A 16,185-nucleotide genomic window follows, 5' to 3' on the forward strand; every position below is an offset into this window, starting at 1 on the left:
AATCACTATAAAAGTGGCACGGGCTGATTTTTTTCGCAAGCGTTATTTGGATTGAATTTTTCGAATCAGGAAACCGGAGAGCCAGAGAAATACAACAGTAACCAATCCGTAAAACAGAATAAAAATCCAGTATGGGTCCGTGGAATGACCGGCTGCATTAAACTTCTCGCTAAAGATAGCCGGCTGCTGTGCAAAAACTACGGAAACGATGCTTACCGGGTCAATATTGTCGAGGGCGTGCAGCCAGCCGTACAGGGGATGCGTCCAAAGGGGCGGCATCGGGCCTGGGCCCTGAATGGCCTGCAAATCCGAAACGATAGATTGGTACAGCAAATAACTAAGCAGCACCAGGAGTGCTGTATAGCCAAATATAACCGAGTACGCTACCACCGTAGCTGCCCCTGTTCGTTTCATAATGGTCGACACAAAAATGCCAACCGCGCCGATCGCAAGCATCGTAATGATATAAATGCCAAACACCCGCAGCAATTGGGCAGGGGATATCCCTCCGAATAAAAATATTATGCTGTAAAGGGGGGCGGAGGAGACAACAAGCAGCAGCATAAAGCTAAGGGATGAAAACCACTTCCCGATGACAATCTGCCACGGCGAGAGATTAGTCGTAAGCAGGATTGAAAGGGTCTGCCTTTCTTTTTCTCCACTGATGATCCCCGCGGTTAATCCCGGGGTAATGAATATAATGAGCGCGTATTGCAGAATCGACAGCAGGATAAAAAATTCATGGGTGCGATCCGGTGAAAATGTGTAAACGTCTTTAAAAGCAAAATACATCAACGTAAAAACAACCGCACCAAGGGATGACAAATATAATAAGAGGGTCAATGGCGTTTTCGCGGAGCGCATTCGAATCCGAAATTCTTTGCCAATAACAGGGTTCGCCAAACGATATAGACGGTTCATGAGCCGACTCCTTTCGTAATCTCCAAAAAGACATCTTCCAGGTTTCCTTCCATCTCACCAAACGCGGCAAGCGAGAAGCCTTCCGAAACAAGGGTGGATAGAAGGGCAGCCTGGTCAGCAGCCGTTCCCTTAAAGCTGACGGTAATCCACTCATCTTCCCGCACGGCGTTGGAGATGAGTGGCGCTTCCCGCAGGCGACGCAGAAGGCCTTCCTGGTCATCAAGCGCGCGAATGCGTAACAATTTTTGCTGGTGCATCTTCGCATAAATCTCTTCCACTTTTCCCTCGGCGATCAGCTGTCCGGCTTCAATGATGGCGATCGTATCGCACATCTCTGCCAATTCCGGAAGAATATGAGAACTAATTAAAATCGTTTTTCCGGTTCTGCGCAATTCCTTGAGTATTTCCCGCATTTCAATACGGGCACGCGGGTCCAATCCGGACGCCGGTTCATCGAGTATCAGCACCTCAGGACTGTGTACGAGGCAACGTGCAAGGCCGAGCCGCTGTTTCATCCCACGCGACAGCGTATCGACGTATGCATCATTTTTGTGTGTTAATTGAACGAGTTCCAGTAATTGCGGGATGATCCGTTCGCGTTCGTCTGGTTTGAGCCCATAGCTTGCGCCATAAAAATCCAGGTATTCATATACCGTGAGATTGTCATACACACCAAAAAAGTCCGGCATATAGCCAATTAAACGTCGAACATCGCGCGGGTGCTTTGTTACATCAAATCCGCCCACAAGAGCGGTGCCGCTTGTCGGTGTAAGCAATGTCGCAAGAATGGACATAGTCGTAGACTTTCCAGCCCCGTTCGGCCCGACAAATCCGTAAAACCTGCCCCTTTTTTATATCGAGAGAGAGGTCGCGCACGGCAGCGGTCCGTCCAAACGTTTTATAAAGGTTTCTTATTTCTATCATTTTGTATCTACCGTTCCTTCCGTGTAACCTAGGGATGCTTTTACCAGCGTTAGCTGGAAGGTTGTATAAGGTTGATTCATGATTTTGTTTTTAAACGGCTGCTGATCCGTCCAGCCCAGCAGATAAATGGGTAGTTTATTTGCTTCCAGATTTGTTCCGTTATTAAAAAGCATTTCCAGCAGTTTTTCTTCCCGGGAAGGGCCAGCTTCTTTTTTCTCCGCAGCATTTTCCGGGAGGAGCGAGCGGGCGAAGGGAGTCCGGGTAAATGCTTGATCGGTGGGCTGGAAAGGTTGAATCGGCAGGTTCACCTGAACGACTGATCCTGGATCCAGCTTAGGAATGCTTTGTACGCTTTGTCCGCAGACAATTTTCACATCGTGCAACGTATAGGCTGTTTGATTTTGTACCGTGCCGGTCAAACGTTGATTTTGTTCGACCAACGATGTTTTAAACTGGCCTGCGTCCTGCAAATGCCGGTAGACAAACGACTTTTGCAAGGACCAGAACGCAGTATTATTGAATTGAATGTTGGTTTGCCCCGGGCCAGTTGAAACGGTTGCGAGACTGTCGTAAGTATCCTCACGATACGGATTGTTTCTAATGGGAAAAACATTCGGACTCCCTGTAAAACGCAATTGATAATCGCCGCCGTGCGGGGCAAAAAAAGCAGTTCCCCCGAGCACATCAGCCCGCCCGCCGTTTTTAATGTCAACCACGCTTATATTTTGCAGGATGACACTGTCTCCATGCTTCCATTTGCCATAGCCGTAAATCCCATACGACACAATGAGTGAAACAAGGGGAATCACGAGCCAATTCCATTCCCGACGGTTGCGCTTTTTCATCACATAATAGGTAAGCGGCCCGACTACGAGAATATAGCACAGAAAGAACAAAGCGGCGTTCGGAATGTTCGGGAGGCGAAGCGCCGGGATTTGCGCGGCAATGTCCCCCAGTTGTTGATATTGTCCAAGCGAACGGCCTTTTGCGTTCGCTACCGAAGGGTCTCTTTCCTTTTTGCTAACAGCATCCCATATCTGCGAATTGCTTTTACCGTCAACAGATAGATACAAACCTCCGTCAGCCGTCCAATTCCGAATGGTTAGCTTCTGAGCCGGCGATAATTTTGCCTCTTGATTGACGCTGACAAGCAACACATCCAGTTGGCTTGTGATAAGAGAGTCGGCTGGAATGTCATTCGGGTGCAGCGCTGTCAGATGAAGGGGAAAGGGCTGGTTTTTTTCCGGTGGCTGTGATTGCAGTAAACGGGCAAACGTCGCATCATCTGATAGAATCCCGACCATCGTTGTGCCCTCAGACATCCCCGTTGCGATAAGCGGCTGCTTAACAGGAGTATGATTATTATCTACCCATTCCACATACCCGGCGGCTTGTTTCCCGTCCAACAGTTGTCCAAAAATAGTAAAATGAACGGTTTTCGTTTCACCTTTTGCAAGGGAAAGGTGCTGTGAATAGATACCGCCAAATGGCCCTTGACCATTCAAGTCTAACTGAATGTTACCTTCAACCCCGGACGCTCCCTGGTTGGTAACGGTCACCGATAAAGGGACGAGAGAGTTCCATTTGTACTCCCCGTTAAACCCTACTGTTGTCTTAATCGTAATACTGGGCGATGTATCGGCATATACGAATGCACCGGGCAATCCCCACCCGCTGAAAAATGTACATAAGGCAATAATGGCAAATGTTAGAAGTTTGCGCCGTGCCGGTCTTCGTTTTATCATGTGTCCAACTCCAATCTCTCCCATACTAAATATTCGTTGTTATTTTTCTAACTCGTTAAATTGCTTGTTCGCCTCATCTTCGTCCAAACCATAGTAGTGGAGGGCATTTTCTCTGTCCACAATCCGAAAATGGCCGGTTAGAATATGGGTTTGAAGAGAATAGGCATGTCCGGCTTTTTCCTCCTTCCACCAAATTGGCTTTCCCATCGTTTTGTAACGCGCCTTTGCTTTTGCACGCTGAATCCAATCCATAGACATACCTGACGGCTCCCGTCCGGTTTCGTGAAAGGCGATCAGGTCAATAAGGTCCAGCACGGATTCTCCAAAAATGGCCTGAATAATCTCACTTTCACGGAAAAGTACGCCAACCAGGGCTGAGGCTGTAAAGCCAAGCGTTTTTCGCTCTTTTTCCACCTGGACAAGCGTCTTTTTGGAAAGGCCGATCACGTCTGCCATTTGCTCCTGGGTGAGGTTTGCTTCCGTACGGATAAGACGTATCTTCTCGGATATCAAACGGTTAAATGTTTCTTTTGTGAATGTTGGTTGTTGTTCCCCATCCATAACAAACTCCTTTCGTAAAGAATAATGAAAAATTATCCCTATAGTGTAAAATTACACTTTTTATGAAAAAAGGTCAATTGTTTTTTTGTAAATTAAGAAAGGATAACTTTCATTTGGGGATCATAGTAGCAACGAGCAAAAATAAAAAAGGGAGAAGAAGAACAAGTCTTCTCCATCCCTTAAAGAGACGATGGGTGAAGGATTGAGATTGAGTTAGAATAGATTAAAAACCACCAATTTTTCATGGGAGCGTGCAGCTATCTAACAATCCCTGCTCTCATATCAAGAGTAAGGCCGTAAGCTCCGTTATTTCTTTTTCTCCTACCTGGCAATGGGAGAGGGGAGCGGTCAAGTGATTCATAAAACGATCAAAGTGATCGTTGTTGATGGTTAATTTGGAATGGGCTTTTTCCATTGCGCTATAATGAGCCCTTTTACGTTTTTTCATAAGATTACCTCATTCGTACTCCAATCGCTCTCTTCATATGGAACAAGAAAAATATGTTCGGGAGGAATATGAAGATAGAGAGTGGTATTGTTAGAGCCAATAAGACGACGCCAGTCTTTTTTGGCTATTTCCACTTGAAATCTTTGTCCCTTACATTGCACCCGAACAGTCGTTGAGAATGCACTTTCAACGTAACTAATCACTTCACAAGGAAATGTATTGATACCACCGCGGTTCGTTGGATGAAGTTGGATGTGGTGGGCGCGGACTCCTGCAATCATCCTGGATTTGTAGATGCAATCTTTTTGATTTTTTACTTTAAGTTCAAACTTGTTTGTCCTGACGAAAACATTAGATCCCCGTTCGTGTCCAACTTCTACCGGAAATAAATTTTTACAACCGGTAATCCTTGCTGCCGTTAGGTTTACAGGATGGTTGAGGATATCGTCTTTCTTTCCTATTTGTACGGTTTTTCCATTTGAGAACATTAAAATTCGGTCACACAGCTTATAAGCTTCTTGTAAATCATGCGTCACGAGAAGAATTGTTCCTGTATAGCTGTTTTTAATGATATGGAGCAGTTCATGTTCTAGCTGACTTTTTACATGGCTGTCCAAAGCAGAGAATGGCTCGTCTAAAAGCAATAACTCAGGTTTTGTGATAAGGGTACGCGCCAGTGCTGCCCGCTGTTGCTGTCCGCCTGACAACTGTTTAGGATAACGATTTTCCAAGCCGTCTAATTTCATCCGTTCAATCATGTCATGAATTGCTCTGTTTTGTTCTGTTTTGTTCAGCTGGCGAATTCCATATCCAATATTTTGAGCAACGGTTAGGTGAGGGAATAAGGCATAATTCTGAAAGACATAGCCGATATTGCGCAGTCGCGGCGGAATGCTTGTATTGGTTTTAGAATCGTACAGTGTTTTGTTATTAAGTATAATCTTACCCGTTGTCGGTGTTTGGAGACCGGCGATGCAACGAAGTGTCATGCTTTTCCCGCATCCTGAAGGTCCCAATACACCCAAAATCTCATTTTGAACAGAAAAGGAGGAGGTGAGCGTCATGGTTTCAAGACTTTTTGTAATAGAAACTTCCAGCATGTTAATGCTCTCCTTTTCTCATTTTTTTCTCTAAACGATTCAAAGCAAAAAGAAATGTGAGAGCAACTCCCGTCATAATTCCGACGAGAATATTGGTTAACTCTTCGTTTCCTTCTTGCATGGCGTCATAAATGGCAATCGGCATCGTGATTGTCTGATCCGGAATGCTGCCTGAAACCATCAATGTTGTTCCAAAATCGCCCAGCGCTCGCGCAAAAGTCAGAATCACGCCAGAAGCAATCCCACGCCATGCGAGAGGGATGATGATACTAAAAAAGATATTTGCATCCGTTCTTCCTAATAATCGTGCGGCATCTATGATATCTTTATCTACTCCTGTGAAAGCAGCACGGGCTGTTTTAATAAGAAAAGGAATCGAAATGACGCAGGCGGCAATCACGGCTCCTGTAGGTGTAAAGACAATCATAATATCGAAATTTTTCTCAAGAAACTTACCAATCCAGCTCTCGCGTCCTAGTAAAACGAGCAAATAATATCCAATAACAGTAGGAGGTAACACGACAGGCAGCGTAAGCAGCGAGTCAATCATGTCATTCATTTTGCCTTTTGAGCGGCTTAAATAGTAGGCTATAGGAAGTCCGATTAGAATACCGATAAAGGTTGCCAGCGAGGCAACCTTTACGGATAAAAACAAGGGAAAAAGATTTACTTCTTCCGTCATTTTTTCTTACCGGTTGGGATTTCAAACTTATACTTCTTCATAATTTCCTGACCTTCCGGGCTCGTTACATAATCTACAAATTGACGGGCAAGCGATTCTTGTTTCGTTGCTTTAACAACGGCTATCGCCTGGTTAAGAGGTTTATGCAGTTTTTCATCAATGAGAGAGAAGTTGACCTCATCATCTTTTACGATGGCCAGGGCGACGAATCCGGCTTCTGTGTTTCCTGAAGTAACAAGTGTCAATGCATCTTCAATTGTTTTCGCATAAACGATTTTCTTCTCCGCTTGGCTCCAAAGTCCGGCTTTCTCTAATGCTTGCTTGGCAGCTGCGCCATATGGAGCCGCTTCCGGTTTGGCAAGAGCGATTTTCTTTACTTCAGGTTTTAGCAAGTCTTGCAATGTTTTAACTTGAATGGTGCTTTTTTTGGACGTTGCTAAACCTACACGTCCTTTAGCATAAAGTTTTTCTGTATCGGAAAATGCTTTATCTTCGGATACAAGCTTGTCCACAAATTTTACGTTTGCCGATGCGAATACATCAAATGGAGCCCCGTTTTCAATTTGCTGTTCCAGTGTTCCGCTTGCACCAAAAGTTAACTCTACTTTGCTGCCCGTTTTATTCTCGAAGTTTGCGGCTATTTCTTTGAATGCGGACTTGAGGTTGGCCGCAGCAGCGACTGTTATTTTAGGCTTTTCGGTTGCCGAAGCTGAGGAACTGGCAGGAGAAGCGCTTTTCTCTCCTGACGTACAGCCTGTCAGCGCCAAAATGACTAAACTAAACGGAACTAAAAACGATAAAACCTTCCCCTTCATTTTTCCATCCCCTTTGTTGTTTGATTATATATGTTTACATTTCTTTGTTGTAATAAAATATAACATCTAATTCAAAAATAATGTGATATAATATAATAAAATTAAAAAATATAACACTAAACGTAATAAAACATGACATCATTGAATATTTTAAATGTTATTTTACAATATGGTATAATTAAAGACAATCTTTTTATTTTGACGATTTTAAAAACTGAGGTGTAGCTATGACCGATCCGCTTTTCTATACACCGGATGAAGTTGCGAAGATTTTGAAAATATCTAAAGGCACGGTATATGAATTAGTAAAAAGAGGGGAAATTCCTTCGTACCGAGTTGGAAAGAAAATGAGGATCTCCCCTTCGGACCTGGAAGCATACATAAATCCCTCTCAACGTTCGCAACGTGTTCATATATCATCAACTCCTGAAAGTAATCCATCGACGTTTTCCTCCCCATCTTTCTCGATAGAAAAGTATGTGTTAGAAAATAAAGGGGTAATTTTGTGCGGGCAGGACATTGTGCTTGATATTTTAAGTCGGTACTTAGAAAGAAAAAACCCAATGTTCCGTTCATTACGTTCTTATGTGGGAAGTCTTGATGGGTTATTTGCTCTTTATCGTGAAACAGTAAATGCAGTAGCGGTTCATTTATGGGATGGAGAGACTGGAGAATACAATATCCCGTATGTGCGACGATTTTTACCCGGACAAAGGGCGGTTATTGTTAATCTGTTTTATCGAAAGGTAGGATTTTTTGTTGCCCCTGGAAACCCTAAAAACATTATTGATTGGGAAGACATAGTTAAACCTGGGGTTCGATTTGTAAATCGGGAAAAGGGGTCGGGAACGAGGGTATTACTTGACGAAAAGTTACGAATTTTAGAGATCGATTCCCGCTGCATAGAAGGATATACGAACGAAGAAATGAGTCATATTGCTGTTGCAAGCGCAGTAGCAAGAGAACTGGCTGATGTAGGGGTTGGAACGGAAAAAGCAGCTTTACAAGTGCCTGAAGTGGAATTTATACCATTACAAAAAGAGCGATATGATTTAGTTATGTACAAACATGATTTGGAAAGGCCTCATTTTCAGACGATACTTGACGTTTTGCACTCACAGGAATTTCTTGATGAGTTAAAGGGATTAGGAGGGTACGATACAAATGATACAGGGAAAATAATCTTTGAAAATTAAAAGTAAAATGACTAAAGCGATGTGGGGTTTGAATATCCCTGCATCGCTTTTTTACCATTCCCACCTACCATGACCGGCATTTATTTTGTGGTAGGCGGAGCCTGCAGTACGGCCCGACTGCCCCGGTAGCCCCGGCTGTTAAAAAAGAAGAAGCGTGCATACAGAGAACACGAACGAATTAGCCGATCCGCAACATGCTTTACCATAGGTTGACGGGACACTTTTCCATCCGATAAGTAAAGCCCTACCAGGCCTTCAATGACCATCAGATGGAACTTTTGGTCCGGCAGCCGGGAAATGCCAAGCTTTGCCTGTTCCGCAACATACAGCAGCCTCTGATAAATTTCATCGTCATTATTGTAATAAGAAATAAAATTCAAATCACCGCCGAGTTCGTCTTCCTCCAAGTCAATGAGATAATCCAAGAGAATATGGAGAGAGCAAATCCATGGAAAATAGGATCGGACGATTCGAGTCACTCTTTCGGCCGTGCATTCGGGTAAGGATGCCACCTGAAACAGATGAAAAATCCCGATAGTCGATCCGGTAGCCGCGGCAAACTCATTCCATTTAAGGGTGGCAGGTACAGTATCCTTCTTTTCGTTCCACCAAGTAAAAAGTTTTTCTTCCCGCAGCGAATCGCTCATATGCTTGTAAATCTGGAGTTCACAGTAAAGGGAAGCTAGCCGATAAACATCCGGTTGTATTTTTTCATAATGGGGCAAGTTAGTGATTTCTTGCTGAACGGTTAAAACCAGGTCACGCAGGTACCCACCGTCGTCTTTTTCGTGGTTGTATTGGTAATAATTGACCGTCGGGGGTGTCAAAGAGACAGCGTCCAGCATGGATTGATGCAATTGTTTGAAATTGTCCCCATACAAAGAAGTCGACCGGTCACACAGATTGTCAAGGTAATCGCTGATGGTTTGATAGGCGACAATGAGGCGGATTAACGTGTCCTTACGCGCCATGTTTCCAGCGGCATACACGCATCCGCCTTCACAATGAAATTTTTTATTTTCGATGCTTGCTAATGCCTGCTTGCGCAATTCAGGATCGGGAATCTTTTTGGCACGGCCACGCCAATAGTCTAATTCTGTTTTAACAGAAGGGAAAATATGCCGGTATAAACGGTACATCATTCGAAGCGGTCCCTTCGGATACATGGGCTTCACACCTTTTAACTAATTGATTAGGAAGGTTCTTAATGTTTATTTTTTTGGATTGGATGGCAACGGTTGAAGTTTCTTTGGCGTATAGGCCCGGATCTGGCCAAGTTTTCTTTATAAAAAGGGCCATCTTCAATGCCTCACTAAAAAATAATACCCCTACCTATAGTGCAATTCAACATTTTATTGGCACTTCCTTATTGAAAGCGGCAATGTTTGTAACAGATTTCTGAAATTTCTATGGATGTGTTTTGCAACTTTACCCATAACCCCTTCGTCAAAAAGATAGATTTACCGAAAAGGAGAGGATGAGGTTGCTAAAGGGAAAAACGCAAAAAATGTTGTTATGCGCTCCTTTACTTGGAAGCGTATTATTGTCAGGATTTATTACCCCCGCTCAGGTTAAAGCTGCAGAATTCCAGCTTCATACCATTACGGTTGTTGGTAAAGGGGAAATAGACGTTCAGCCGGATATCGCGATCGTACAGCTGGCATTACAGACAAACGGAAAAACCGCTAAAGAAGCCCAGAATGCGAATGCTAAGCAGTTCGCAAACATTATGAAGGCGTTAAAAAACTTAAATATTGCGGACAAGGATATCCAGACGATACGCTACAGTACGTACCCGAATTACAGTTATGAAAAACAAAAACAGGAGCTAATCGGATACCAGGTTGAACAGGCGATTCAAGTAACCTACCGCCAACTGGACAATGTTGGCTCTTTATTGGACAAAGTGACAGCGGCAGGAGCTAATCGAATTGACAATGTAATGTTTAATTCGGGAGAAATTGAGAAATATCAAGAGCAGGCAACGGAAGAAGCGATAGATAATGCCCGTTTAAAAGCGGAGCAAATGGCCAAGCGTGCCGGGGTTACAATAAAAGAAATCGTGCAAATGAACGAAAATGGGACAAATCCAGGGCCGATTTTTATGAATACCATGGGATCTTCCGCGAGCATGGATGCGAAGGCAGCCCAAACTCAACTGTATCCTGGAGCGATGAATATTCAGGAGTTCGTTACGGTAACGTACTCTTTCTAAAAAAATGGATGTCATACAAAAACATCAAAAATCCGGAAAATGGCTGCGTATACGGTCGTATTCCGGATTTTAGTTTAGGATTTTCAAACATCATACTCCTTACCAATTTTATACACATAATGTATAATGAAAATTGAGAATTGTTAATTTTTTTTATTAAACCGTTATGTATCAAACATGAAAAAGGAGAGGAATGAGGGCATGAATCATCCATGCAATGAATTGAACTCGCTGCAAAACGCGGCGGAAGTGTTTGCTGACCTTCTGAATTTTAAACGAGTCGCTTTTTTTCTGTACTCAGCTGAACGGCAAACGATCCAGGGATACCTGGGGTTTAATTTTACAGCCCATCCGATCGAAAAAATCTCCGAACCGTGGTCGAAAGCCCCGGCCTGCCCAATGACGATATCGTCTCCCCATCCTGTCTATTTTCCCGAAGTTTCCGGAATAAACGGGCTGCCCGAACGCTATGTAAAAAAATTTAACCTGACTTCTTTAATTATTATACCCCTGATCGGCAAACAGAAGGTTATTGGAAGCATACTAGTTGACCGGGAAGGGCTTTATTTTGAGCCAACAGACGAGATGCTTCATTTATGTGTGCAATTCGGTAACCATGCTGTAAAAATTATTCAATCAAAAATGGAGATCAAACATAACGCTTTTTTACAAAGTAAACGCATCCTTAGCCCACGTGAAATCGAAGTATTACAGCTTGCTGCTTATGGCGAGAGCACGAAAGAAATGGCTGCCCTTTTACAATTAAGCGAATATACCGCCCGGGACTACTTGCAATCCGCAACAGACAAGCTAAGGGCAAGAAACCGGACGGAAGCAGTCGCTATTGCGCTCCAGTTCGGACTTATCGGTTATAGTTTGCAAAGGTATACCGACAAAATAAGGGATAGTGTGAATTACGGCTCCGCTTTAAAATAATAGTGCAGATAGGGAAACATCAGATACCTTACGAAAGGGGAGTGAGAAATTTAAACACATTTTATTGTAAGCGATTTCATTTTTTTAATTGTGTGAATGCATCAGGTTATACAGGCAAGGAAGGCAATTTCAATTAATTTCAATTATCGAGCGCATAAGAGGGGGAACGATCGAATTGAAAAATGCATTAAACATTAATAAACGGCGTTTTCTTACAGCAGGTGGTCTGGGATTTGGCGGGTTAGGCGTCCTGCTTATCACATTATTTTCCACTGGAACCGCTTTTGCTGCGTTTCCTTTAACAGGGATTGGCGGATTTGTGGTTTCCGCAACAGACATTACCGGGACCAACTTCAAGCAGTACCCGGCGGTAGGGCAATCTTCCGAAAAACAAATGTTGCCTGAGGCCGCTATAGAGCTGGACAGCAGCACAATAAAGGGATTAAATCTTTCTAAAGATCTGGATGTTAGCAGCCAGCTCGGGCCACTTGGAATTTCCAAGGTACGCGTCGTAATCACGGCAGACGGTGATGTGACCGGTGGCGGAATGAAAATGCGGGTCAGCGGCTTAACAGCCGATATGGCGTCGTTTAGTAATCTCGATATTGAAGAACACTACGATTCCGATCCGCTTAAAAAGCTGGACTTACAGGCTCCATCCCTCCATCTCACGAATGCCCAGTTAAATACGCACAGTTTGCTGGCTAATACGATGAATATTCCTAATATGAAGTTCAAAATCCTGCCCTTAAGTGCATCGGGCGGGGTGCTGTTCGGCGACTTCTAGCAATGGCAACGGAGGTGTATCGATTGAAAAAAGGGAGAGAAATTCTGCGACTGTCACCGGCCTATATGCTTGTCGGGGCATTCACCGGAGGCATCTTGTTCAAGGGATGGGTGAAAGGAGCCATAATTGGAGCCGGATGTACGATTCTGCTTGCTTTCTTTGTTATGGAGTGTCTTATCCGATTAAAAAAGGAGAAGTTCTGCCAGGCGCTAAACTATGGAATGGCTGGGCTCCTACCAGGTGTACTACTGGCTGCCCATGTCTTTCCGCATTCAGGATTGCTTATCCCTGTGAGTGGCGCGATTCTGGGAGACATTCTTTTTGGCTGGGGAGTGGCCGCATATGTAAATGGAGAAAAAGAAAAGAAGCGCTACATGGCTTTCAGTTGGGAAATATCAACCATCACATTTTTAGGGTTCCTTGGTGCCTGGTCGGGAAATTGGGTGATTGATTGGGTGATGTCTAAAGTTTTTTCTCCTGCCAGCTACGTCGTTTTACAAAAGGGGATCGGTTTTTTGTTTTCTTTTGCTGTTAGTTTGCTGCTTGCCTTACTGCCAGGATATATTTTTGCCGGGAATCGGTTTCGTCCGGTGCTAGGGGGAGTCCTTGTATTTGTTGGCGGATTATTGGTGATGTGGATTGGTATTGATATTGCACCGTTCTTATTTTTACCTGGCAGCGGATTAATGTGGTCGGGAATGGTCATCGGCTCTCTTATGTTAACCCTTGCTCTACTTGTTGTGATATATCCGGCGATGCAAATGCTGCTCGGCTCGCTGGTTATTATCGTTTCGGTTTTGTCGTTTATCGGGGCGGCCGGTGGATTTATTATCGGAGGAATTACAGGCATTCTGGGTGGGATGCTGGTTATCGCCTGGAATGGGCCGGTGCATGATTACCACCTGCATGCCGGGGAAGAGATACCTTTTTAGAAAAGATGCCTTTTTAAATGAAACAAAGGGGGGATTGAGCCGGGTCATGCCAATTCGTCGAATGCTGCAGCGAAAAAAATTTTTTTGTTTGCTTTCAATTATTGTATCGGCTCTGCCTGTGTTTCTCATTTCTCTTCTGATTAGTGGAGCGATTAACGCGCTGCCTGTTTTGGGTGAGTTGACAGACCAGCCAGCTGCTGCAGAAGATAATCAACCTGCAGCGGGTAACGGGGGCCAAGGGGACATTTCGGCATCGGAAAACCGGAGAAATTCTCCCGCCGCAGAAAATCAAGACCAGGAAAATTCACCTGCCCCGGGAAGCCAAGGCAGCCAACCAGGGACAGATAATCAGGGAACAAAGCCACTCCCGGGCGCTCAGGAGGCTCAGTCTGCAACCCCGGAAATACAGTCTCAAACAGGGAATCAGGATAGTGATCCTTCACAGGAAGCGCCGCCACCAACCGGCCCTTTTCCGAAAAAGCAGGGAATTGGAGGATTTGTTGTTGAAGCCAATCGTTTGACAACCAGTCTGTCTCAAGTGGGAGAAGTCAATGGAGAAACATCGGAAGGAACGAATCTTGTTGCTTCTATTTCTTGGCCGGATATGACGATGAGTGAATTTTCACTATATAAAAATTTTTCAATGAATGGTCAATCATTCACAATTAGCTATAGAACCAAACAGGAAAACGAAATCGTTACAGTAGGTAGTGGAAGCATGAATGTATCTGAGTATTACGCGAAAGAAATGCTTATTCCCACATCCGACAACCAAATCATTCCCTTACGGTATTACTGGAAGCAGAATCCCGAAGATCAGTTGGCTTCCGATCTAACAAAAATCGCAGGCATTCCGTTACAGGTTTCCGAAGCTAAATTTAATGCCCATTCGCTGCATGCTGCTACCATCACTATCCCACATTTTGAGATGGTCATTGAAGAAGGCAGCCGTACATCATACGTGAATTAACACATTTTTTAAATCTCCCTGCAGGCGGCAGGGAGATTTTTTTACGGGATGATCTTGAGTATGATGACGAATTTTACCCTCCGAGCGCATCATTTGGAATTCCAAGCGTATACGCCGGTCACAGTTTGCACATGTTATGGATGAACAAGGGAGGGATTTCATTGGTGTGGATTCTTTGGCTATACCTAGTAAATACGTTCTTCATGTTAATCTTAGCGATCCGCGAGGTGCGCAGGCCGGCCAAGGCCTTGAATTGGCTAACCATCTGCCTCGTTTTGCCTGTCATCGGATTCGGACTCTATCTCATCACAACGAATCCCAAGCGCATTCATCGAAAAAGACTGACTTCTCCGCATAATGAGTCGGACACGTTGCCAGATTCATTCAGCCGCTCAGCCTCAATCATCGCTCATTCTTTACGGCATTTTACTGTGCATGGACTTCGGACCAGCCGGGTTCAGGTGCTTACGAACGGTATTGAAACATATGAAAAACTCATGGAATCCGTACAAAACGCACAAAGAACGATTGATCTGGAATATTACATATACCGGGATGACCAAATTGGCAGGCGAATCACCGACCTGCTGATCGAGCGGGCCGTGGACGGTGTTCGGGTCCGCTTTGTGAGAGACGGTTGGGGGAGCCGGAAATTTCCGCGGCATCAAATCAATCGGATGTTGGAGGCCGGGATTGAGTGCCGGACGATATTTCCATTGCGCTTCCCTTGGTTTATGTCTACTTTGACTTACCGGGATCATTGTAAGATCGTCGTGATCGACGGAAAGGAAGCTTTTACAGGTGGTATCAACGTTGGGTATGAGTATACCGGATTGAAGCCGAATGTAGGGTTCTGGCGCGACACTCATTTGCGAATTGTGGGTGAAGTTGCAGTCGATTTGCAGGCTATATTCGACGCCCATTGGAACATCGCTTCGCCGGAACGAATAAAGACGATGACACGTTGGAATACAAAAGTTGAGGATACGCGAAAGCCCATTCAGGGTTCAGAGCGTATATCGCAAAACATCGCTTCACCCGGCAGGGCTAATCTTCCCGGATGGTCGGCAGAATGGGGAGCTGAGTTGGACACCATGGATGACACCGGCGTTGCTGTCCCGGGCACAAAGGCGCTGCAGGAAGCGTACGTGCAGACGTTGGAAGGTAATCCGGGAATTCCTACTCAAGTCATCCGGGAGGCCTATTTCATTTGCATGACACAGGCAACCGATACCATCGACATCACCAACCCTTACTTTGTGCCCGATGCAGATATCATTATGGCGATAAAGACAGCTGTGGCGCGCGGTGTGCGCGTAAGATTGCTGGTTCCCCGCCATGTGGTTCCCAAAATCGTGGGTCCTGCAAGCCGCACCTTCTACGGAGAACTGTTGGAAGCCGGGGGCCAAATCTACTTGTACAACAAAGGTATATTGCACGCGAAGGTGATGGTCATCGACGGGGAGATTGCTGAGGTAGGTTCGGCGAATTATGATATGAGAAGTTATCGCCTAAATTACGAGGTGTGCGAAATCTTATACAGTGCTGACGTGGCAAGGGAACTCACGGAGCAATTCGAGCGCGATCTCACTGATTCCGTACCTTTGCGAATGGAAGAATTGCTGGAGCGTTCCCGTTCAGAGCGCATCATTGAGCAAGCAGCGCGCCTGCTTGCCCCGTTGTTGTAGCACGCACACACTCCGACATCAGATGAAAAACTACGTTCCAATCTTATCTAGTACATGGTTTTTTAGTTTGTTGTTGTTTTTCTCCCCAACCCCCTTCCCCATAGGGGGTTAATCCCATGTCTTAAGGCTTTGATATCTTTCGAAGCCCATTTCTGTCATTAAGTTTTCCAAATACCGATTGGAAGATTCCATAGTAAAGCATACAAAGGGGTGGTGATTTGCTGAATTTCAATAAAACAAGAGTGTGCTATCCAACCAAACAGTA

The 16,185-nt window shown here is 44.7% G+C and carries 16 protein-coding genes and 2 pseudogenes; 9 read left to right on the forward strand and 9 right to left on the reverse strand.

Going from position 1 to position 16,185, the window contains the following annotated elements:
• Positions 1–42: 42 nt before the first annotated feature.
• The 8 genes and pseudogenes from H525_RS0105905 to modA form a co-directional block, all read right to left on the reverse strand.
• A complete protein-coding gene (locus tag H525_RS0105905; protein ID WP_027415456.1) occupies positions 43–921 on the reverse strand; it encodes an ABC transporter permease in 879 nt (292 codons plus the stop codon).
• Positions 918–1,845 (reverse strand): annotated as a pseudogene (locus H525_RS22945) (ABC transporter ATP-binding protein). Before H525_RS22945 ends, H525_RS0105905 begins: the two are co-directional and overlap by 4 nt.
• Complete coding sequence (locus tag H525_RS0105915) at positions 1,842–3,590, reverse strand: COG1361 family protein (protein ID WP_027415457.1); 1,749 nt, start codon at positions 3,588–3,590, stop codon at positions 1,842–1,844. Before H525_RS0105915 ends, H525_RS22945 begins: the two are co-directional and overlap by 4 nt.
• A gap of 39 nt (positions 3,591–3,629) precedes the next feature.
• On the reverse strand, positions 3,630–4,151 hold the full coding sequence (locus H525_RS0105920) for a helix-turn-helix transcriptional regulator (RefSeq protein WP_051330825.1): 522 nt from the start codon (positions 4,149–4,151) through the stop codon (positions 3,630–3,632).
• A gap of 277 nt (positions 4,152–4,428) precedes the next feature.
• Positions 4,429–4,599: a globin family protein gene (locus tag H525_RS27035; protein WP_155837156.1), complete on the reverse strand. Its 171-nt coding sequence runs from the start codon at positions 4,597–4,599 to the stop codon at positions 4,429–4,431.
• Positions 4,596–5,699: a sulfate/molybdate ABC transporter ATP-binding protein gene (locus H525_RS0105930; RefSeq protein ID WP_027415459.1), complete on the reverse strand. Its 1,104-nt coding sequence runs from the start codon at positions 5,697–5,699 to the stop codon at positions 4,596–4,598. Before H525_RS0105930 ends, H525_RS27035 begins: the two co-directional genes overlap by 4 nt.
• 1 nt (position 5,700) lies before the next feature.
• The gene (modB, locus tag H525_RS0105935; protein WP_027415460.1) at positions 5,701–6,381 is read right to left on the reverse strand and encodes a molybdate ABC transporter permease subunit; all 681 of its coding nucleotides are present in this window, start codon (positions 6,379–6,381) and stop codon (positions 5,701–5,703) included.
• On the reverse strand, positions 6,378–7,196 hold the full coding sequence (gene modA / locus H525_RS0105940; protein WP_027415461.1) for a molybdate ABC transporter substrate-binding protein: 819 nt from the start codon (positions 7,194–7,196) through the stop codon (positions 6,378–6,380). Before modA ends, modB begins: the two co-directional genes overlap by 4 nt.
• Positions 7,197–7,423: 227 nt before the next feature.
• Here modA and H525_RS28430 point away from each other — a divergent pair.
• Positions 7,424–7,522 (forward strand): annotated as a pseudogene (locus tag H525_RS28430) (helix-turn-helix domain-containing protein); the annotation flags it as partial.
• Positions 7,523–7,675: 153 nt separating this feature from the next.
• Positions 7,676–8,392, forward strand: coding sequence for a substrate-binding domain-containing protein (locus H525_RS0105945; RefSeq protein WP_425387657.1), 717 nt, complete (start codon positions 7,676–7,678; stop codon positions 8,390–8,392).
• 80 nt (positions 8,393–8,472) lie between these two features.
• Here the strand turns inward: H525_RS0105945 and H525_RS22950 are convergent, their stop codons facing one another.
• Positions 8,473–9,558, reverse strand: a complete 1,086-nt coding sequence (locus tag H525_RS22950; RefSeq protein WP_051330826.1) for a tetraprenyl-beta-curcumene synthase family protein — start codon at positions 9,556–9,558, stop codon at positions 8,473–8,475.
• A gap of 41 nt (positions 9,559–9,599) precedes the next feature.
• Between H525_RS22950 and H525_RS0105955 the strand changes: the two genes are divergently transcribed.
• From H525_RS0105955 to H525_RS0105985, 7 genes are all read left to right on the forward strand, one after another.
• Positions 9,600–9,794 carry a hypothetical protein gene (locus H525_RS0105955; protein ID WP_027415463.1) on the forward strand — a complete coding sequence of 65 codons (195 nt, stop codon included), beginning with the start codon at positions 9,600–9,602 and terminating at the stop codon, positions 9,792–9,794.
• 81 nt (positions 9,795–9,875) lie between these two features.
• Positions 9,876–10,607: an SIMPL domain-containing protein gene (locus H525_RS0105960; protein WP_051330827.1), complete on the forward strand. Its 732-nt coding sequence runs from the start codon at positions 9,876–9,878 to the stop codon at positions 10,605–10,607.
• A gap of 201 nt (positions 10,608–10,808) precedes the next feature.
• Complete coding sequence (locus H525_RS25365; protein WP_027415465.1) at positions 10,809–11,543, forward strand: LuxR C-terminal-related transcriptional regulator; 735 nt, start codon at positions 10,809–10,811, stop codon at positions 11,541–11,543.
• A 175-nt stretch (positions 11,544–11,718) separates the two neighbouring features.
• The gene (locus H525_RS22960; protein WP_051330828.1) at positions 11,719–12,330 is read left to right on the forward strand and encodes a DUF6230 family protein; all 612 of its coding nucleotides are present in this window, start codon (positions 11,719–11,721) and stop codon (positions 12,328–12,330) included.
• A 23-nt stretch (positions 12,331–12,353) separates the two neighbouring features.
• On the forward strand, positions 12,354–13,262 hold the full coding sequence (locus H525_RS25370; RefSeq protein ID WP_051330829.1) for a DUF6114 domain-containing protein: 909 nt from the start codon (positions 12,354–12,356) through the stop codon (positions 13,260–13,262).
• 46 nt (positions 13,263–13,308) lie between these two features.
• Positions 13,309–14,232 carry a hypothetical protein gene (locus H525_RS0105980; RefSeq protein ID WP_155837157.1) on the forward strand — a complete coding sequence of 308 codons (924 nt, stop codon included), beginning with the start codon at positions 13,309–13,311 and terminating at the stop codon, positions 14,230–14,232.
• Positions 14,233–14,393: 161 nt separating this feature from the next.
• The gene (locus H525_RS0105985) at positions 14,394–15,920 is read left to right on the forward strand and encodes a phospholipase D-like domain-containing protein (RefSeq protein WP_027415467.1); all 1,527 of its coding nucleotides are present in this window, start codon (positions 14,394–14,396) and stop codon (positions 15,918–15,920) included.
• The last annotated feature ends 265 nt before the right edge of the window (positions 15,921–16,185 follow it).

Source organism: Aneurinibacillus terranovensis DSM 18919, assembly GCF_000430625.1.
Classification (GTDB): domain Bacteria; phylum Bacillota; class Bacilli; order Aneurinibacillales; family Aneurinibacillaceae; genus Aneurinibacillus_B; species Aneurinibacillus_B terranovensis.